We start from the raw sequence: 19,499 nt of genomic DNA, 5'->3' as shown, positions 1-19,499 counted from the left end.
TTAGGCAAGGGTATTTTTATCGGAAAATCTAAAGAAAATAAAAATTTGTCCAAAAGATGGTAATTAAAACCTCTTTTAATTTAGGAAAACTTTTTTTTTAAACCCTGAATACCTCAACCGAAGACCCCTTTTTCAATCGTAACCGTTTTTGGGCATTGCCCTTGTAGCAAAATACCTCCAATTCTCCAAAACTATTCATTAGAGCCCCTACTTTACCTTCCGGTGTCTCTGAATAGTTTTTTTTTAAAACACCATAATCTCTTCCAGAGAGTTTTACATGGATTTTTTCAAAAACATTGGAACCAACCAATTGTTCCAGATTTTTCCATGTTATATTTGTGATTAGATTTCCAAAATGATCAATATACATTACAATCCCTTTAATACGATTGGATCGAATCCTTTCTGGTTTCGGAATGGAAATGGTCATGGGATTTGGGTAGATTGGACCCATTTGCTGGGGGGGGACACCTTTTGAAAGCCATGCCGCTACGGGGGCAAAAAGGTCCCTTCCGTGAAAGGTTGCCCCAATTGCAGGGCGAAAATACCGTTTTTGGGTAATTTCCCGGACCCTCGGCTTCCCCTCCATCAGGATGGGAGTAAAAACCCCATTGTCGGGACCTAGATATAGACCATGAACCGTCTGAATAAGTAAGGGTTTCCTGGCGCTTCCTACTCCCGGGTCTACAACAACGATATGAATGGAGGAGGAGGGAAAATCCCCAGAGAAAGATTTAACTAGAAATGCCGCTTCAACCCTATCATAGGAAGCAATAGAGTGGGTTATATCAACAATATTAACCTTTGGGTTAATTCCATAGATTACCCCCTTCATACACCCCACAAAAATTCCGTCTGTTCCAAAGTCGGTGGTGAGGGTAATAAGGGGAACAGGTTGTTGTATTTTAGGACCTGTCAAACCCAATTTCAAGGATTTCATATTCCACGGTTTTAGAGGGGGTAACAATGGTTACCCAATCTCCCACCTTGTGTCCTATCAGGGCTTTTCCAACGGGAGATTGGACTGAAATTTCCCCTTTTTTGATATCAGCCTCCTCTTGGCCTACCAAAGTAAAACGCTTTTTTTCATCGGTTTCGGTATTCTTGAGAACAACGGTGGTACCAAAAACCACTTTTTCATTTGAGAGATTTTTTGTGTCAATGATTTGAGCCTCCGATATTTTATTCTCAAGATTTTGAATTTTTCCTTCAACGAATGATTGTCGTTCCTTGGCCGCCGCATATTCTGCATTTTCAGAAAGGTCGCCATGGGCCCTAGCCTCTGCAATGGCCTCGATGACTTTTGGACGTTCCACCCGTTTAAGTCTTTCCAAATCTTTTAATAACTGTTCATACCCATTTTTGGTAATTGGGATTTTCACGACATCCTCCCTCTAAAAAAAATGGAAAACCCTCACTTTCAAAATCACATTTTTTTTCAAGATGATTTTAGGGTTTTCCAGAATGATAATCTTGAATGGCTTGGATTGTTATGCCTTTCTTCAAAAAGTCTTCAATTCCCTCAATGGCAGCTCGTGCCCCAGCCATGGTGGTAAAGTAGGGAATATTGTGGTTTAAAGCGGTCCGTCTAATTGAATAAGAATCCTTTTGGGAGGTTTTATCCCCAACGGTATTAATGACCAAACCAATTTCATTATTCTTCATATGATCCACAATATGGGGCCTCCCTTCTTTTACCTTATTTACACTTTCCAAATCAACCCCATGCCGCTGTAGAAAATCCGCCGTTCCCCGTGTGGCTTCAATTTGAAAACCCATCCCCCGGAGCCTTGTCCCAATTTGGGCGGCTTGGGGTTTATCTTTGTCTTTTACACTAATAAAAACCTTTCCGCTTCCAGGAAGGAGCACATTGGCTCCTGCTTGAGATTTGCCAAAGGCTTCTCCAAACGTTTGACCTATACCCATCACCTCTCCTGTGGATTTCATTTCCGGGCCGAGGATGGGGTCCACCCCCATAAATCTGGAAAAAGGAAAAACCGCTTCTTTAACCGCAAACCCTCTTAACGGAGGGCTCTTCTGGACACCTAAATCGTGAAGGGAACGTCCTAACATGACCTTCATGGCCAGTTTAGCAAGGGGAATACCAATGGCTTTACTGACAAAAGGAACCGTCCTGGAAGCTCTTGGATTGACTTCGATGACGTAAACCTCATTTTCTTTTATCGCAAACTGAACATTCATGAGGCCGACAACCTCTAGCTCAATGGCGAGGGCTTTGGTCTGTCGTCTCAGTTCCTCTTCAAATCCGGGGAGAAGAGAATAGGGAGGAAGAGAACAGGCGCTATCCCCTGAGTGAACCCCGGCTTCTTCAATATGTTCCATAATCCCACCGATAAAAACATTTTTCCCGTCGCAAAGGGCATCGACATCAATTTCAATGGCGTCTTCTAAATAGCGATCTATTAAAATAGGATGATTAGGGGAGGCTTTAACAGCAAAACGCATGTAGTCCTTTAGGTTTTCCTCATCGTACACAATCTCCATGGCCCTGCCTCCTAATACATAGGATGGCCTGACCAGAATGGGGAATTGAATTTCCTTTGCAATGTCGATGGCTTCTTTTACGGAACGTGCTAAACCGCTTTGAGGCTGTTTTAATCTCAATTTCTCCAATAAGGTTTTGAACCGCTCACGGTCTTCGGCGCGATCAATGGAATCCGGAGATGTTCCCAAAATCGAAACTCCCATTTTCTCCAAAGGGACAGCCAATTTGAGAGGTGTTTGTCCCCCAAATTGAACAACGACTCCTTGAGGTTTTTCAACCCGAATGATCTGAATCACATCTTCAATGGTCAAGGGTTCAAAATACAACCGATCAGATGTATCGTAATCGGTACTCACGGTTTCGGGATTACAGTTCACCATGATGCTTTCCCAATTTTCTTCTCGAAGGGCCATGGCGCCATGAACACAACAATAATCGAATTCAATCCCCTGCCCTATTCGATTGGGGCCCCCACCCAGAATGATGACCTTGTTGCGATGGGTAGGATTGGATTCACATTCCTGTTCATAGGTTGAATAGAGATAAGGTGTAAAGGCTTCAAATTCTGCTGCACAAGTGTCTACCCGTTTATAAACAGGTTCAATTCCCTTTTCCCATCTTAAATCCCGAACTTCATTTTCGGATAGCCCGAGAAGACTGCCCAAACTTGGATCTGAAAACCCATCCCTTTTTGCCCTTCTTAAATCATCGGGGGCTATACGTTCTTCTTTTCTAGTGTGACCTTCCAAACCCTTGGCTTTTAAAACATCTTCAAATTTGATCAGTTCATGGATTTGATTTATGAACCAGGGGTCAATACGGGAAAGCTGGTGGATTTCTTCCGGAGAAATTCCCAACCGAATCCCATCCGCTAAATACCAGATCCGTTCCCAATTAGGGATTACCAATTTCGCCCGGATTAGATCCATATCAGAAACCCCTTCATCCCGGTTTTTTTTTCGGCGGAGCTTTGGGGTCAGTCCATCACAATCGATTTCCAGCGACCGTAAGGCCTTTTGGAATGCTTCTTTAAAGGTATGGCCCATGGCCATGGCTTCTCCAACGGATTTCATTTGGGTATTCAGTGTCGAATCTGCTTCAGGGAATTTTTCAAAGGTAAAACGAGGAATTTTAACAACGACATAATCAAGCATGGGTTCAAAACAAGAAGGGGTAACCTGGGTAATGTCATTTTGAATTTCATCCAGGGTATACCCCACGGAAAGCTTGGCAGCGATTTTTGCAATGGGAAAACCGGTGGCTTTTGAAGCCAGGGCAGAACTCCTGGATACCCTGGGGTTCATTTCAATGACAACCATTTCCCCATCGACGGGGTTGACTGCAAATTGGATATTGGATCCCCCGGTCTCCACCCCTATTTCCCGAATCACCCGAATAGCGGCGTCCCGCATGATTTGATATTCTTTATCGGTTAGGGTTTGGGCAGGGGCAACGGTAATGCTGTCTCCGGTATGGATTCCCATGGGGTCCAGGTTTTCAATAGAACAAATAACCACAACATTATCTTTAAGATCCCGCATAACTTCTAATTCAAACTCCTTCCAACCCAATACGGACCGTTCAATGAGAACTTCATGGGTGGGACTTCGGTCCAACCCCAAGTCCAAGTACTCCTGAAATTCTTCAATATTATAGGCAATGCTTCCCCCGGTGCCCCCCAGGGTAAAGGAGGGACGGATAATCACAGGAAAACCAACCCTTTCCAAAAAACCTTGGGCATCTTCTTTTTGCCGAACATAACAGCTCTCTGGAATTTTTAAACCGATACGGATAATTGCATTTTTAAATGCTTCCCGGTTTTCTGCTTTTTGAATGGCTTCATATGATGCACCAATTAGTTTTACACCGTATTTATCCAAAATTCCCCGTTCCGAAAGTTGAAACGCCATGTTTAAAGCGGTTTGCCCTCCCATTGTGGGAAGAAGAGCATGGGGTTTTTCGGCTTCGATAATTTTTTCAATAACCACCGCATTAATCGGTTCCACATAAGTCCGGTGGGCCGTTTCAGGATCCGTCATAATGGTTGCCGGATTGCTATTCACCAAAATAATTTCATATCCTTCTTCCCGGAGGGCTTTGCACGCTTGGGTACCTGAATAATCAAATTCACAACCCTGCCCAATGACAATGGGGCCGGATCCAATTATCAAAATCTTTTGAATATCGGTGCGTTTTGGCAAATCTTTTTCCTCCGTTTAAATCCTCAATAAATGGGTTTAACCTAGGGAACCCACAAATACATGAATTTCGGAACCCCAGGTTGGATTAACCCTTTTAAATCAAAAAGAACCAAGGAATTAATTCTGGGGGGATTGGATGGCCCCTGGGAATATATAGTGGTGCGGTATTGCCCCGGCCTTTTATAAAGAACCAGCTTCGCCTGTTCTAAACCTGTTTCTTTTTTGGCCAACTCAAAAGCGTCCTGAAGATACCCGATTTGGTCCACCAATCCGGTCGCCAAGGCTTGTTGGGAGGAATAAATTCGCCCATCGGCCAGTGTGCGGATCTTTTCTTCCGTTAAGTTTTGACGACCTTGAGCCACCACATTGACGAACTCATCGTAAAGCGCTCGAATCACTCCTTGAAATAAAGCCCTTTCCTCTTCTGTCATTTTTTTCAAGGGAGACCCCATATCTTTTTTATCGCCGGATTTTATGGTTTCATTCTCAATTCCAATTTTCTCAAGAAGGCCTTGGAGGCTGACGTTGAGCATAATGACACCGATACTCCCCGTTACGGTGGTGGGATGGGCGACAATCTTATCGGCGGAAACCGCGATGTAATACCCTCCAGAGGCACCCACACCCATGATCACGGCAAAAACCTTTTTTCCAGTTTTCTTTTTAAACTCCATTACCTCATGGTGAATAAGGTCAGAAGCCGTCACCGTTCCCCCCGGACTATTGATTCTAAGCAAAACCCCTTTAATTGTTTCATCCCGAGCCGCTTTGGTGAGCTGTTCCTTCACCCGGGCGACTAAATCTGGTTCCCCAGAAAAAAGGCTGGTTTCTTCCTCCTGAATGACTCCGGATATGTCGAGCAGGAGTATCTTGTTTTTTCCCTTTCCTGAAATCACCTGTTCTTCAAAAGGGACGGGTTTTGGAAAAAGCGAAACCTTAATGCAGCCAGAAAACCCCAAAGCAAGCAGGCCAAATAAGAAAAACCCCATAAACTGTTTCATTTCATCATCTCCACAAACCGGTCAAAAAGATAAGAAGCATCATGAGGACCCGGGGAGGCTTCCGGATGGTATTGAACCGAAAAAATAGGAAATGCTCTATGCCTCATTCCTTCAACGGTTTGATCATTTAAATTGATATGGGTTAACTCAATGTCATCTCCCATGGAGTCCACGTCAACCGCAAACCCATGGTTTTGGGTTGTGATCTCTACCTTTTTTGTTTTCAAATCCATTACGGGTTGATTTCCTCCGTGATGCCCAAACTTCAGCTTATAGGTTTTACCCCCTAAAGCCAGCCCCAACAATTGATGTCCCAGGCAGATTCCAAAAATCGGTTTCTTTCCTAAAAGCGATCGGATCGTGGCAACGGCGTAAGAAACCCCCTCAGGGTCTCCGGGCCCATTGGATAAAAAAATTCCATTTGGATTTAAACGAAGTGCCTCCTCGGCAGGGGTATTCGCGGGAACCACGGTCACCCTGCATCCCGCATTCACCAACAAACGAAGAATATTCCGCTTAATTCCAAAATCATAAGCAACCACATGGAATGGAAATTGAGATGGCCTCTTAAATCCATTTTGAGGATCCCAACTCCCCTCCTCCCAGGTATACGAGGATAGGCAAGTTACCTCTTTAACAAGATCCAAACCAATTAAACCCTTAGAATGCTCGGCCTTTTTTAAAAGGTTTTTCCTTTCCAAGTCCTCAGTGGACAAAATTCCCATCTGTGCACCTTTTTCCCGAATATGCCGGGTGAGGGCCCGGGTATCGATTCCTTCAATTCCAACAATCTCTTTTTCTTTTAGAAAGGAATCTAAGTCCTGCTTAGATCTCCAATTACTTGAAATGGGGGACTGCTCCTTTACGATGAATCCCTCTAAAGAGGGACGAGGGGATTCCATATCTTCCGGGTTTACCCCACAGTTTCCAATGTGGGGATAGGTCATGACCACCATTTGCCCTTTATAGGAAGGATCCGTTAGGATTTCTTGATAACCCGTCATACTGGTATTGAAAACCAACTCTCCTATTCGCTCGCCCGTGGCCCCAAATCCCCAGCCCTGAAAAGTCGTTCCATCTGATAAAACCAACAACGCCTTTTTCATACCGTTTCCCTGTTCAAAGAAGGCCACCCCTTTTGCTGAAATACCACCTCTCCCCCGATGAACGTCATTTCCACTCTTCCCTTTACCCTCCATCCATCAAAAGGGCAATTTCGCCCCTTAGAGAAAAACTCGCTTTTACGAATGACCCAAAAGGCCTCAGGATCAATCAAAACCAGATCGGCTTCTCCTCCCTCTTCCAATCTTCCCCCGGGAAGGTTGAACGCAACAGAGGGGTTAGAGGAAAGCTTTTGAATTAACTCATTCCAAGAAAGGAGACCCTCTTCCACTAATTTTAGGGATAAGGGTAGGGCGGTTTCCATCCCGATGACTCCAAAGGGGGCTAGATCAAACTCCGTCTCTTTTTCTTCGTTGGCATGGGGCGCGTGATCCGTTGCAATCATATCGATCGTTCCGTCCTTTAAACCTTCTTTTAATGCTTCCACATCCTTGGGAAACCGCAGAGGTGGATTCATTTTTGCGTGGGTTTGATATTCCCTAACCGCTTCATCCGTTAGAATAAAGTGGTGCGGCGCCACCTCTGCAGTCACACGGATCCCTTTGGCCTTGGCCCTTCGGATCAAATCCACGGACCCTGCCGTGCTGGCATGGGCAATGTGCAGACGGCCTCCCGTCAGCTCGGCTAAAATAATATCCCTGGCCACCATGGTTTCTTCACAGGCATTGGGAATTCCCTGAAGACCTAAGGACGTGGCTACCCCTCCCTCGTTCATGACCCCCTCACCAAAAAGATCTTCGTCTTCACAATGAGCAATAATCGGCATATCAAATGCTTTGGAATATTCAAGGGCTCTGCGCATGACCTGTGCATTGATAATGGGTTTCCCATCGTCAGAGAACCCAACACAACCCGCCTCCATTAATTCACCCATTTCAGATAGTTCTTTCCCTTCTAACCCTTTGGTAACGGCCCCAATGGGATAGACATGAACCTTTCCATTGGCCCGAGCTTTTTTTAAAATTAACTCGGTAATGGATTGACTGTCATTAACCGGAAATGTATTGGCCATACAACAAATCCCCGTAAATCCTCCTGCGGCCGCTGCGGCCATTCCATCTCGAATGGTTTCTTTATACTCAAAACCAGGTTCCCGAAGATGGGTATGAACATCAATAAATCCGGGAGAGATAATTTTTCCTTTTGCGTCGATAATTTGACTCCCTTTTGCATCAAGGTTTAAACCCATCCGGGTAATTTTTGAACCTTGAATTAAAACATCAACTATTTCATCTCTTTGATTGGCCGGATCAATAATACGGCCCCCACGGATCAAAACCATTAGGTTTCCTTTCCACCTGAGAGAAGGTAAAGGACGGCCATTCGGACTGCAATCCCATTGGTCACTTGATCTAAAATGACTGAGGAAAGTCCATCCGCAACCTCAGGGGAGATTTCAATTCCCCGATTGACCGGTCCAGGATGCATGACTAAAGCGTGTTCTTTTGCCAGTTGAACCCGCTCAGAGGTAAGCCCATACAACCTTGAATATTCACGAAGGCTGGGAAACAAACAACGTGTTTGTCGCTCCAATTGCAGCCGAAGCATAATAATGACATCCTTTCCCTTTAGAGCACGGTCTAAATTGTATTCCACCTCTACCCCTAAACGATCTATGCCACAGGGAATCATGGTTGGGGGCCCGGAGACACAGACCTCTGCGCCCAATTTCCTTAAGGCCAAAATATCCGACCGGGCCACGCGACTGTGACTGATATCCCCAACAATGGCAACCTGAAGCCCTTCAATTCTTTTCAACCGTTCCTTAATGGTAAAAAGATCTAGAAGGGCCTGGGTGGGATGCTCATGGGCACCATCCCCCGCGTTCACCACCGAACTTTTTAGGTGTCGGCTCAGTAACCAGGGAGCCCCTGCGGCTGTATGTCGAATGATAATTATATCCGCACGCATGGCTTCAATGTTTCTGGCCGTATCCAAAAGAGATTCCCCTTTACTCAGGCTGCTCGAACTTGGGGAAAAATTTAAAACATCCGCACTGAGTCGTTTGGCCGCCAACTCAAAAGAGGTTCGAGTTCGGGTACTGGCTTCTAAAAAAAGGTTTATTACCGTTCTTCCCCTTAAGGTCGGGACCTTTTTAATGTCTCTTCCGGTCACCTCCTTAAAAGATTCTGCGGTTTCTAGAATAAGATGGATATCTCCGGGTTCCAAATCACATATTCCCAAAAGATCTTTTTGTTTCAGCATTTCAGCCTTTTAGAAAAATTTTTTTATTTTTTTGCGCAATTAACTCGAGAATAAAACCACACGATCCTCCTCCCCCTCTTCCTCAAGTAATACTTTGACTTCTTCGGAAATAGAGGTGGGAATATTCTTTCCGATATAATCCGCTCGAATGGGAAGTTCCCGGTGCCCCCGATCCACCAAAATGGCCAGTTGGATGGATCGGGGCCTCCCAAAGTCAACCAGCCCATCCATGGCAGCGCGAATGGTCCTCCCTGTAAAAAGAACATCATCGACTAAAATAATATGTTGTTGAGAAATTGAAAAAGGTATTTCGGTTTTTTTAAGGGCAGCTTGTCCGCGTTTGGTTGCTAGGTCATCCCTGTAGAGGGTTATATCCAAAATCCCAATGGGGACCTCCACTCCTTCAATTTCTTTTATCTTTTTTACCAACCGGTGGGCGAGGTGAACCCCGCAGGTTCTGATTCCCACCAAAGCAATTTCTTTCGCCCCAGAATGTCGTTCCAATATTTCATGGGAAATCCGATTTAAAGCCCTTTCGATTTCCTGTTGTACTAAAATAACTTTTGCCAATCGCTTTGCCATCCAAATTACCCAAAAGCAAAAAAAAAGGCCCCCCTAGTGACAGGAGAAGGCCTTTAGTAAACTTAGTTTTTTATCCATTCCTTCCCTTTCTAGCCTCACAGAGCTAGGTTAAAGGTTTCTCCTAATATAAAATTTTCAATGGGATTTGTCAATCCTCTTTTTTTTCCAAAATTTTAAAGTGGGTTTTAATAGAAAATTCATTAATCCTTCTAAATCTATAAACCGTTAGGGTTTAAAATGAATATCAATGGCCCGTTTATTTAAATAGTAATCAAACTGCCGACGTAGCCACCGTTTAATAAAAACCCGGGTTACGGGAAACAAGATCAAAAATCCAATGGCATCGGTTAAAAAGCCCGGGGTCAGTAATAAAACACTGGCCATAAAAATCAAAAGGGAATCAATGATTTCTTCTGCAGGCATCTGTCCATTTTGTAACTGAATTTGCATTTTCCCAAGGGTTCGAAGACCTTCCAATCGAGCAAAAAAGGCACCGATTATAGCGGTCAATATAACAAAGAAAACGGTATGAAAGGCCCCAAAAATTTCCCCCACTTTGATAAGAAAGTAAATTTCCACCAAAGGAACCGCCAAAAACAGCAAAATTAATTTAAAAAGCATATTTGAACCTCCCTTTAAAAGCGCTGGTTCCTGTGGGTTGGGAAAATTTTCCAGAAATTTCCGCCTTTTCGAAGCATTATAAGCCCATCCTTCTGGGATTTTCAAATTTTCTCATAAAAAGTGTGCCCTTTTTGAACAACCCTATGTAGGTCGATTCCGGAATTCTATTCGAACCCATTACGAATTTGACTCATCAAGAAAAATTCAGTTCGATCTAACTGGTTGATTGTTTACAAATTCATTTTGAAATTTTTATGCTTTTTGAAATCCAAATTGGGTTTGGCATTTGAAATGCACCAAAAAAGGGAACCATCACAAAAGTTAGATCGAACAATCACGAAACCTCTTTAAGCCTTTTTACCCAACCCGGCTTGGTCGGGTTGTTATAAGGGGGGAATCTTTGAATGATTTTTTTAAATTGCAATCTTAAAGCTTGACATATTTTAAAAACAGGTGTAATTTCCAGTTTCAAGAAATTTAAAAAACTAAATAAAGTAAATACCCTTTGCTCAGAGCAAACCCATCGAAAGGTGGAGACGCAGAGCACCGGGGCTAATGATCTCTCAGGGATCAAATGCCCGCCGAGCCGCCAAAGGATTCTTTTTGGTGGCTTTTTTATTTTGACCTAAAACCAATATAGGGGAATCACACTTTATGGTTTTTTAAAATTAAACCCAAAAAATTTAACTTTTTATTCCCTTTGCTCAGAGCAAACCCATCGAAAGGTGGAGACGCAGAGCACCGGGGCTAATGATCTCTCAGGGATCAAATGCCCGCCGAGCCACCAAAGGAAAACTATCCTTGGCGGTTTTTTTTAAAAAAAGAAAGGGGGGATGCCATCGAATAAAAAAAGTGAGAATTCCGCCTGGAATCTCACACTGGTTAGGAAGGATGGGCTTTCAAAGCCTATATAAATTGGGGACATCTTGTTCGTTTGATACCTTTGCTCAGAGCAAATCCATCGAAAGGTGGTGACGCAGAGCACCGGGGCTAATGATCCCTCAGGGATCAAATGCCCGCCGAGCCGCCAAAGGGGAAAAGTCTTTGGCGGTTTTTTTTTAATGTAAAGGGGAAAAGTTATGATGAAATTTTCAAGCTCATTATCCTGTTTTTTTAAACTCACCTTATTCATATTTGTGTTTTTAGCACTTTCCCGCTTGGGTTATGCAGGAGACGCCTTTCTCAGCTGGGATGCCAATACCGAACCCGATTTGGCAGGATATAAAGTTTACGTTGGGACCGCCTCTCGAACCTACAGTCCCCCTATGGATGTTGGGAACCAGACCTCTTACACCGTAACTGGATTGGGTTTGGGAACCTACTTTTTTGCGGTCACCGCTTATGATTTTGGAGGTAATGAAAGTCCTTATTCAATCGAGGTGAATAAAAGTTTCGGGGATATAACTCCACCTGCCATTTCATCGATATCTGCCGTCAATATGGGCAGCTCTAGCGTGGACATTGTTTGGGCGACTAATGAAGGGGCAACATCCCAGGTGGATTACGGGGTAACCACAAATTACGGTTCATCAACACCGATCAATTCAAACCTAACCACAAACCATAGCCGATCCCTGAGTAACCTTACCCCCTCTACCACCTATCATTACCGGGTTGTCAGTCAGGATGTAGCAGGAAATATGGCCATTTCGGGAGATAATACCTTCATCACATTAAATCCGCCGGATACTACCCCACCCGCCATTTCAAATATTTCCTCCCTTAGTATCAGCAATAATGGGGCAACCATTACATGGGTAACAAACGAACCTTCCAGTACTCAAATTGAATATGGGACCAGTTCCGCCTATGGTTCTACAACCAGCCTAATCAATACGCTGGTTACTTCCCATAGCCAAGATTTAAGTGGACTACTGCCTTCAACCGTTTACCATTTTAGAGTTTTAAGCCGAGATAATGTAGGAAACCTTGGCAATTCTGGGGATAACACATTTACGACGACTTCCCCCCCGGATACCACCCCTCCTGTCATTTCATCTATCACAGAGGGTTCCGTCACCAGTACCAACGCTACAATAACCTGGAATACGGATGAAGACGCAACATCCCAGGTGGAATATGGTACCACAACGGCCTATGGGTCCACCTCCGCACTGAATTCCACACCGGTGACCAGCCACAGCAGAGCCTTATCCGGACTGACCTCATCAACCACCTATCATTACCGTGTATTGAGCAGAGATGGGGCAGGAAATCTGGCCACCTCTGCCGATAATACCTTTTCCACACTTGCCGCTCCCGATATCACTCCTCCCGTTATTTCATCCATTGCAGAAGGTTCCGTCACCAGCACCAGCGTTTCCATTTCCTGGAAAACGGATGAAGGCGCTACCTCCCAGGTGGAATACGGCACCACCATGTCCTATGGGTCCACCTCGGCACTGAATTCCACGCTGGTGACCAGCCACAGCAGATCTCTATCCGGGTTGACCTCATCAACCACCTATCATTACCGGGTCATAAGTTCCGATGCAGCCGGTAATCTGGCCACCTCAGCGGATAATACCTTCACCACACTCCCCGCTCCCGACACCACCCCCCCTGTTATTTCCGGATTAACTGCTAGCAATATTTCAAGTTCGGCCTCGGTCATCACATGGTCAACCAATGAAGGGGCGACCTCCCAAGTGGAATACGGCACCACCATGTCTTATGGGTCCACCTCTGCCTTGAATTCCACACCGGTGACCAGCCACAGCAGATCTCTATCCGGGTTGACCTCATCAAACACCTATCATTACCGGGTGCGGAGCATAGATGCCGCTGGAAACCAAGCGGTGTCAGGAGACAATACCTTTACAACTTCTCCTCTTCCCGATACCACCCCCCCTGTTATTTCATCCATCAACGAGGGGTCCGTCACCAGCACCAGCGCCACCATTACCTGGAATACCGATGAAGGCGCTACCTCACAGGTGGAGTATGGCACCACCACCGCCTATGGGTCCACCTCTGCCTTGAATTCCACATTAGTCACCAGCCACAGCAGATCTCTATCCGGGTTGACTTCATCAACCACCTATCATTACCGGGTACGGAGCATGGATGCCGCTGGAAACCAAACGGTGTCAGCAGACAAAACCTTTACAACTTCTCCCCTTCCCGATACCACCCCCCCTGTTATTTCATCCATCAACGAGGGGTCCGTCACCAGCACCAGCGCCACCATTACCTGGAATACCGGTGAAGGCGCTACCTCACAGGTGGAGTATGGCACCACCACCGCTTATGGGTCCACCTCTGCCTTGAATTCCACGTTAGTCACCAGCCACAGCAGATCTCTATCCGGGTTGACCTCATCAACCACCTATCATTACCGGGTACGGAGCATGGATGCCGCTGGAAACCAAGCGGTGTCAGCAGACAAAACCTTTACAACTTCTCCCCCCCCTGATACCATTCCTCCATCCATTTCCGGAATCAACACCAGCAATATTACAGGCTCCGGTGCCATAGTGAACTGGTCTACTAATGAAGGCGCAACTTCCCAAGTTGAATTCGGTTTAACCTCCGCTTATGGATTTATATCAAATCTAGATTCTTCCCTAAAAACGAGTCATCAGGTCACCCTTTCTGGTTTATCTTCTTTAAAAACCTATCATTTTCGAATCCGGACAATGGATGCCATGGGGAACCTTTCTGTATCGAATGACGGAACCTTTAACACCCTTTCTTTACCGGATCAAACTCCCCCGGTTATTTCAAACATTAACACAACTTCTTTAAGCAACACCACCATACTGATCACTTGGGTTACCAATGAGGCCGCAACCTCACAAATCGAATATGGGCAAACCACAAACTACGAAAACACAACCCCTTTTAACGCTACCATGATGTTGGACCATTCAATGACAATCAATGGATTAACCCCTGATTTTCCCTACCATTTTCGGGTCAGAAGTTTAGACACTGCTGGAAATCTTTCGGTATCGCTAGATCAAATTTTTAAAACCCCAAAAGCACCGGATCAAATTCCCCCCGGCCAAATCAAAAAATTTTCCGCCTTTGAAAATGACCAGGAGATTCTCTTAACCTGGACGAGCCCTTCAGATCCCGATTACATCGGGACCCGAATTGTATTCAAAACAACTGGAGGGTTTCCTGAAAATGTAAACGATGGGCAATTACTTGGAGATTTTACGGGCGTTCCCAATGAGGTTCAGAGTACTATCCACACTGGGCTGCAAAATGGAACCACATATTATTACTCTGCTTTTTCCTATGACGGACAAGGAAATTATCAAACGAACCCAGTAACCGTCCAAGGCACCCCTCAGCCGGGTTCAGGGGGGTCCAACACTCCGCCACCAACTGTATCCTCCCAATCGGGAGGCTCAGCCATTTCTGATATGGGGAGTGCAGTAGGAGGATGCGGTTTTGTGAAAGATGCCCGCCACAACCAAAACCGAGATGTCGATATCGCAATGTTTATTGTTCCTTTCCTAATGGGTTTAAGGTTTTTATTTCAAAAATGGGAAAAGAGGAAAATTTTCCATATGCGTCCTTTGGTGGGGAACATTTGAAATGGTAAATCTTTTTCTTTAAATTATATTAACTCTAAAAAATAATTGGACTAAGGGAGGAGATGAGAGAGGATAAAGTTGAAAAGAATTATTCCTGTTTTTAAAAATGGGGGATCCCAAACTCTCACAAGTGAATTTAAAATAAAAAAAACTTAAACTTGCTATTCCCCGTAGTTCGCAACGGGGTAACCGCTTAGGTTCCCCCTTTGGAAAAGGGGGATAAAGGGGGATTTGAGGATTTAGTTTTTCCTCTAAATACCCCGCAGTCTTGCTGCGGGGATTTTTATTGAGGAAAAAAATAGCGCTTTCCTACAGGGCCTCCTTCCTGGGTGCCTTTTCTTTTTTCCGCCAGAACCAACCCTTTGCCCCACAAAAGGCTCTAAAATATTTTCTTTTCCCAACGATCATTTTAAAAATTGAACTTACTTTTTCCCGTTGGGTGCTAAGGGCCAACTCCTTAGGTTCCCCCTTTGGAAAATGGGCCACAGGGGAATTTGAGATTTTAGTTTTTCCTCTGAATACCCTAGGGTTTGCTATGGGGATCTTTATTTTAAAAGGAGAAAACCTTCCTATTTTTGGACAATATTGGCAGGACACACTTGGCCGGAAAGGGCCCCTTCAAAAGCGAGGTGGGAGACGGGTTTCCATCCAGTTGTATCTAAATAAGATTTTAAAAGAAAGCCCTTTTTATTATAAATCTTTTCCTGAATAATTTTGGCCTTTTTCTCTATACAATGGAGTTTCATAAAAATAAGGCTATATCCATAGTCTTGAATCTCGGAATGAAGGGGAATCCCTGCCTTTTGTCTTTCCTCTAACACCTTCTCAAATTCGACTTTCTGGTGAGGGACGGTCCTGATCCACAGACTCACAATGCCATTAGCGGTTTTTCTAATGGTATCTTCATAATAATAGTAGAAAAACGTTTCTCCCTGATCAAAGATTTTCCAATCTGAACCCTCCCCGAAACCGTGATAAAAAACGATCATCGGCAATAAAAACAAAGATATTCTAAACCGTTCCCATTTTTTCATCCGGGCCATCCCTTCTTTCCAAATAACGTATATTTAAACCCTTAATGGTAAATGTATTATAAAATGGGATTTTGTCAAGGAAGCCATTGGGCAAGGGAATAGCTTAAATTTTATTTATTTTCAATGGGTTATTAAGTGTCTTGATATTATTTCTCGTTTTGTGAAAATGGGAATAATTTACTGGATACCCCTAAAATATGAAGGGACCTTAATATTTCCTTAAACGCTCAAAATTAACTTTCCTTGGGTCTAATTCTTGTTATTGACACCCACGCGGGACCCGTTATAATTTTTAAAGAGGAAAAACCAAGGAATTTTTTCTTTGAAATACAATCAAATACATATGTTGAAACAACGCAGGAGAGTTATTTCATTATTGTGCTGCCTCCTCTTTCCGCTTCTGGCCCTGTGGGGCTGCTCTACACCCAATACGTTTCCGGTTCAGTACATCCCTCCAGTAGAGTTTTTTCTTGGGCCTGAGGATGTTTTAGAGGTTACCGTTTGGAAAAATGCCGATCTTTCTGGCGAAGTCATTATTCGCCCTGATGGTTACATTTCAATGCCCTTGGTTGGAGATGTCCTTGCCGCTGATTTAACTGCAGATAAACTGGCGGACCGGATTGCATATCGTCTCAACGAATTTATGACGACTCCGAATGTTTCCGTTCAGGTGAAGGAGGTCAACAGCTACTTTTTCTATGTATTGGGTGAGGTCACCCGCCCCGGAAAATACCAAGTCAAATCATACGCAACTGTTCTTCAAGGTGTTTCCCTGGCTGGGGGATTTACCCCCTTCGCATCGAAAAACCAAATCCAGGTGATTCGTCCCAATAAAGATGGAATAGGAAAAGAGCAACAAATCAGAATCCCTTTGAAATATGATAATGTGGTCTCTGGAAAAGGCCCCCTGGGAGATTTCATCCTTCACCCCGGGGACACCATTGTTGTGCCATAACCTCTCTCCGTTACCCTTCATGGATATAGGCTTCTAATGATTTCCGTTGAGAACGTCATGAGGGAAAATCCCTTATCAATTCAATTCGATTCAACCGTATGGACTGCGGTTCATTTTATGAAAGAATCAGGTGTGGGATGCCTCTTAATCCGTCAGGGGGAGGAAATCATTGGAATATTAACCGGGACTGATATATTGCATAAGGTTGTGGTGGAGGGTTTAAATCCACAAAAGGTAAGTGTCAAAGAAGTCATGTCAGCCCCAGTCATCTCTATCCATGAAAACAAAACCATCGGAGAAGCGGAAGAGCTCATGGAATGCAAAAAAATCCGCCATCTGGTGGTGGAGAAAAAAGGGGAGATCGCGGGTGTGGTCTCCATACGTGATTTGCTTTTTCCATTGCAGTATTATGAAAATCTTTCCATTCATGATGGGTTGACCGGCTTATTAAATAAAAAGGAATTTACCCATCAAATAAAAGGGGAATTAAGCCGCTCTCAGCGTTTTGGCCATTGTTTTTCCCTTTTAATGCTCGACATTGACCATTTCAAATTAGTCAATGACACCCATGGGCATCCCTCGGGGGATAAAGTTTTAATTGCTGTGAGCAAATTAATTCAATCCAAAGTAAGAGGGGTGGATCAGGTGTTTCGGTACGGGGGAGAAGAATTTGCTTTTCTTTTACCCGAGACCTCACGATTAAACGCCCTCTCAACCGGAGAAAAAATCCGCAGAGCCGTTGCTTCAAAAAAAATAAGAATTAAAAAAGATGAAGAAATTTCCTTAACGGTCAGTATCGGAATTGCGGTATTTCCAGAGGATGGCAACACTGTGACGAATATCGTAGACAAAGCAGACCAGGCACTCTATAAGGCAAAGCAATCGGGGAGAAATCGCGTTTTCTGAATTCTTGCCTCACCCATCTTACCTGATTTTTTAAAAACGTTAGTGGGAAACTTTTTTTTCTCCCTCCACAAGAGATTTTAAATGAATCAGTCCCAATTCTTCTTTCACCGCTTGATCTCTTTTCCGGAGCAGCGAAGAAACCTGATCTTTATCTTTTTCTAAAAATTCACCACTTCGCCCATCCCCTTCTTGAATAAGATTCAATACCTCCACCACAGACACCTGTTCAGGGGGTTTTCCTAAAATAACTCCCTTCGGCTCTAGCGTTCGGCAAAGGACCCCGGATCTGATAAATTTTTCAATTAAATCCTCTAATATCGATAAGGGAACATTGAGAACATGCGAGAGTTCATTCTCTTCATAAGGGGAAAGCCCCTTTAGGTATCTTTGGGTAATATAAACCAAAATGTTCAAACCCAGCCGTTCACGGTTGGTTTGACTATCCTGCCTCCAACTCATTTGGTTTAAATAGGCATAAGGGTATTGATGAAAATAGGCCACTTGCGCTCCCGCAAGGACAATCACCCATGCAATATACAACCAAATGAGAAAGATAATGAGGATGGCGAGACTGGAATAGATAGCGGTATATTTTGCCGACCCCACCACAAAAAAAGCAAATCCCATCCCAGCCAATTGCCAAAGAACACCGGCGGTGATCCCTCCGACCAATGCGGATTTTAATTTCACCTCGGTGTAGGGAAGAAATTTATATAAAAAAGTAAACGCCAGGCACAGGAACAAAAACGGCATTAACCGGGTAAATAAAACAACGAGGAAACCGACCGATTCCACCGCTAAAACCTTCTGAACGATCCAATGACTCTGGGCGGTAGCCGTCAACCCAATTGCGGTGAACACCAATACAGGGCCTACCAAAATCACGCTTAAATAATTGGTGAATTTCCAGGCCAAAGGCCTGGGTCTTTTAACCCGCCACACCGCATTCAACGCATGTTCAATCTGATTAATGGATAGCAGAGTCGTCAGAAACAATCCTCCCACTCCCACGGCACCTAAAACCTTCACGTTGAGGTTGCTGATAAAGCCGATAATACGGCTGGTAATTTCAGCGCCCTTCGGTCCCAGGGGTTCAAAAGCCTGGGCCAAAACCGGTTCAATTTGAAGGTGTACCCCAAAGGCTTTTAGGACAGAAACCATAACCGCCAAAAAAGGAACCAAGGAAAGCAGGGTCATATAAACCAGTCCTGTGGCGCGAAAACTCAAGGCGGTTTCCTGAAACTCGGAAATAGCAACCACACCAAGCCGGAGCCACCGATAGGTTACCCTCTTCATTAGAGGAAGGGTCTCAATTTGTTTCGCCCAAAGGTCTTTGCTAAGAAATTGGTTAGCTTGCTTAAAAACACTCATTTATACTTGTCCACACTCAGGTTCCGAAGAAATAAAAAATAGGCATAAAGATAATAGTTTATTAATAAGACAAGGTTTTGTTCAAAAGTCAATAATTAAAAAAATCAAAATTCCTTTTTATTGTCCCTGAATAAAGGGATAGATTTTTGCTTTAAAAAACCGTAGTCCCACGAAGATAATAACCAAAAAATTAAAAAAATTTATTGCCCCTAGGTTTGTAATTGATACCCAAAAAATCCATGGGAATGTTAAAACTATTAATTTTAGATGGCCTTAGAGACCTGCGAAGATTTGAGTTTTCTTGAAGGAAGAAAAGCATAAATCTATTGAACCTTTTCACACCAATAAGGAATTTTAAAACTTTAAAGTTAACAAGCTGTTTTCCAGCCAATATTGAAGTAAATTATTCGGTTTTAGATAAAATGAATCTCCTAGAATAAAAGAAAAT

At 43.9% G+C, this 19,499-nt stretch carries 14 protein-coding genes and 3 riboswitches; of the genes, 3 read left to right on the top strand and 11 right to left on the bottom strand.

Translation table 11 applies throughout. The features are described 5' to 3' along the window. Positions 1–97 precede the first annotated feature (97 nt). The 9 genes from VGB26_05650 to VGB26_05610 all read right to left on the bottom strand — a co-directional run bounded on the left by VGB26_05650 (position 98) and on the right by VGB26_05610 (position 10,238). Positions 98–940: an SAM-dependent chlorinase/fluorinase gene (locus VGB26_05650; protein ID HEX9757266.1), complete on the bottom strand. Its 843-nt coding sequence runs from the start codon at positions 938–940 to the stop codon at positions 98–100. Continuing rightward, positions 906–1,382 (bottom strand): transcription elongation factor GreA, encoded by a 477-nt coding sequence (greA, locus tag VGB26_05645; GenBank protein HEX9757265.1) that lies wholly within the window; start codon positions 1,380–1,382, stop codon positions 906–908. Before greA ends, VGB26_05650 begins: the two co-directional genes overlap by 35 nt. A gap of 67 nt (positions 1,383–1,449) precedes the next feature. Beyond that, entirely contained in the window at positions 1,450–4,707 is a 3,258-nt protein-coding gene (carB, locus tag VGB26_05640; GenBank protein HEX9757264.1) for a carbamoyl-phosphate synthase large subunit, read from the bottom strand. A 41-nt stretch (positions 4,708–4,748) separates the two neighbouring features. After that, entirely contained in the window at positions 4,749–5,708 is a 960-nt protein-coding gene (sppA, locus tag VGB26_05635) for a signal peptide peptidase SppA (protein HEX9757263.1), read from the bottom strand. Continuing rightward, complete coding sequence (carA, locus tag VGB26_05630) at positions 5,705–6,814, bottom strand: glutamine-hydrolyzing carbamoyl-phosphate synthase small subunit (GenBank protein ID HEX9757262.1); 1,110 nt, start codon at positions 6,812–6,814, stop codon at positions 5,705–5,707. The genes sppA and carA overlap by 4 nt, the downstream gene beginning before the upstream one ends. Continuing rightward, on the bottom strand, positions 6,811–8,112 hold the full coding sequence (locus VGB26_05625; GenBank protein HEX9757261.1) for a dihydroorotase: 1,302 nt from the start codon (positions 8,110–8,112) through the stop codon (positions 6,811–6,813). Before VGB26_05625 ends, carA begins: the two co-directional genes overlap by 4 nt. Then, positions 8,112–9,035, bottom strand: a complete 924-nt coding sequence (locus tag VGB26_05620; GenBank protein ID HEX9757260.1) for an aspartate carbamoyltransferase catalytic subunit — start codon at positions 9,033–9,035, stop codon at positions 8,112–8,114. Before VGB26_05620 ends, VGB26_05625 begins: the two co-directional genes overlap by 1 nt. Positions 9,036–9,074: 39 nt before the next feature. Further along, positions 9,075–9,617 (bottom strand): bifunctional pyr operon transcriptional regulator/uracil phosphoribosyltransferase PyrR, encoded by a 543-nt coding sequence (gene pyrR / locus VGB26_05615; GenBank protein ID HEX9757259.1) that lies wholly within the window; start codon positions 9,615–9,617, stop codon positions 9,075–9,077. A gap of 225 nt (positions 9,618–9,842) precedes the next feature. Beyond that, positions 9,843–10,238, bottom strand: coding sequence for an FxsA family protein (locus tag VGB26_05610; GenBank protein ID HEX9757258.1), 396 nt, complete (start codon positions 10,236–10,238; stop codon positions 9,843–9,845). Positions 10,239–10,741: 503 nt separating this feature from the next. Continuing rightward, positions 10,742–10,832: riboswitch (cyclic di-GMP riboswitch) on the top strand. Between the two features lie 104 nt (positions 10,833–10,936). Next, positions 10,937–11,027: riboswitch (cyclic di-GMP riboswitch) on the top strand. Positions 11,028–11,179: 152 nt separating this feature from the next. After that, positions 11,180–11,270, top strand: a riboswitch (cyclic di-GMP riboswitch). 47 nt (positions 11,271–11,317) lie between these two features. On the opposite strand from VGB26_05610, the gene VGB26_05605 reads away from it, so the two are divergent. Next, positions 11,318–14,785, top strand: coding sequence for a fibronectin type III domain-containing protein (locus VGB26_05605; protein ID HEX9757257.1), 3,468 nt, complete (start codon positions 11,318–11,320; stop codon positions 14,783–14,785). Between the two features lie 569 nt (positions 14,786–15,354). Here the strand turns inward: VGB26_05605 and VGB26_05600 are convergent. Further along, complete coding sequence (locus VGB26_05600) at positions 15,355–15,819, bottom strand: hypothetical protein (protein HEX9757256.1); 465 nt, start codon at positions 15,817–15,819, stop codon at positions 15,355–15,357. 376 nt (positions 15,820–16,195) lie between these two features. Here VGB26_05600 and VGB26_05595 point away from each other — a divergent pair, with 376 nt between their 5' ends. Next, a complete protein-coding gene (locus VGB26_05595) occupies positions 16,196–16,774 on the top strand; it encodes a polysaccharide biosynthesis/export family protein (protein HEX9757255.1) in 579 nt (192 codons plus the stop codon). 36 nt (positions 16,775–16,810) lie between these two features. Then, a complete protein-coding gene (locus tag VGB26_05590) occupies positions 16,811–17,680 on the top strand; it encodes a GGDEF domain-containing protein (protein ID HEX9757254.1) in 870 nt (289 codons plus the stop codon). Between the two features lie 39 nt (positions 17,681–17,719). Here the strand turns inward: VGB26_05590 and VGB26_05585 are convergent, their stop codons facing one another. Then, a complete protein-coding gene (locus tag VGB26_05585) occupies positions 17,720–19,051 on the bottom strand; it encodes a YhjD/YihY/BrkB family envelope integrity protein (protein ID HEX9757253.1) in 1,332 nt (443 codons plus the stop codon). Positions 19,052–19,499: the final 448 nt, after the last annotated feature.

This window comes from Nitrospiria bacterium (genome assembly GCA_036397255.1).
Classification (GTDB): Bacteria; Nitrospirota; Nitrospiria; order DASWJH01; family DASWJH01; genus DASWJH01.
The sequence above is the reverse complement of the archived record's forward strand: the minus strand, read 5'-3'. Positions and strand labels throughout refer to the sequence as shown.

Bases quoted from the DNA above. Each gene is read 5' to 3' on its own strand.
- VGB26_05590 (HEX9757254.1), top strand. From the start codon at position 16,811: ATGATTTCCGTTGAGAACGTCATGAGGGAAAATCCCTTATCAATTCAA.
- sppA (HEX9757263.1), bottom strand. From the start codon at position 5,708: ATGAAACAGTTTATGGGGTTTTTCTTATTTGGCCTGCTTGCTTTGGGG.
- VGB26_05650 (HEX9757266.1), bottom strand. From the start codon at position 940: ATGAAATCCTTGAAATTGGGTTTGACAGGTCCTAAAATACAACAACCT.
- VGB26_05620 (HEX9757260.1), bottom strand. From the start codon at position 9,035: ATGCTGAAACAAAAAGATCTTTTGGGAATATGTGATTTGGAACCCGGA.
- VGB26_05605 (HEX9757257.1), top strand. From the start codon at position 11,318: ATGATGAAATTTTCAAGCTCATTATCCTGTTTTTTTAAACTCACCTTA.
- VGB26_05585 (HEX9757253.1), bottom strand. From the start codon at position 19,051: ATGAGTGTTTTTAAGCAAGCTAACCAATTTCTTAGCAAAGACCTTTGG.
- carA (HEX9757262.1), bottom strand. From the start codon at position 6,814: ATGAAAAAGGCGTTGTTGGTTTTATCAGATGGAACGACTTTTCAGGGC.
- VGB26_05625 (HEX9757261.1), bottom strand. From the start codon at position 8,112: ATGGTTTTGATCCGTGGGGGCCGTATTATTGATCCGGCCAATCAAAGA.
- VGB26_05610 (HEX9757258.1), bottom strand. From the start codon at position 10,238: ATGCTTTTTAAATTAATTTTGCTGTTTTTGGCGGTTCCTTTGGTGGAA.
- VGB26_05600 (HEX9757256.1), bottom strand. From the start codon at position 15,819: ATGAAAAAATGGGAACGGTTTAGAATATCTTTGTTTTTATTGCCGATG.
- pyrR (HEX9757259.1), bottom strand. From the start codon at position 9,617: ATGGCAAAGCGATTGGCAAAAGTTATTTTAGTACAACAGGAAATCGAA.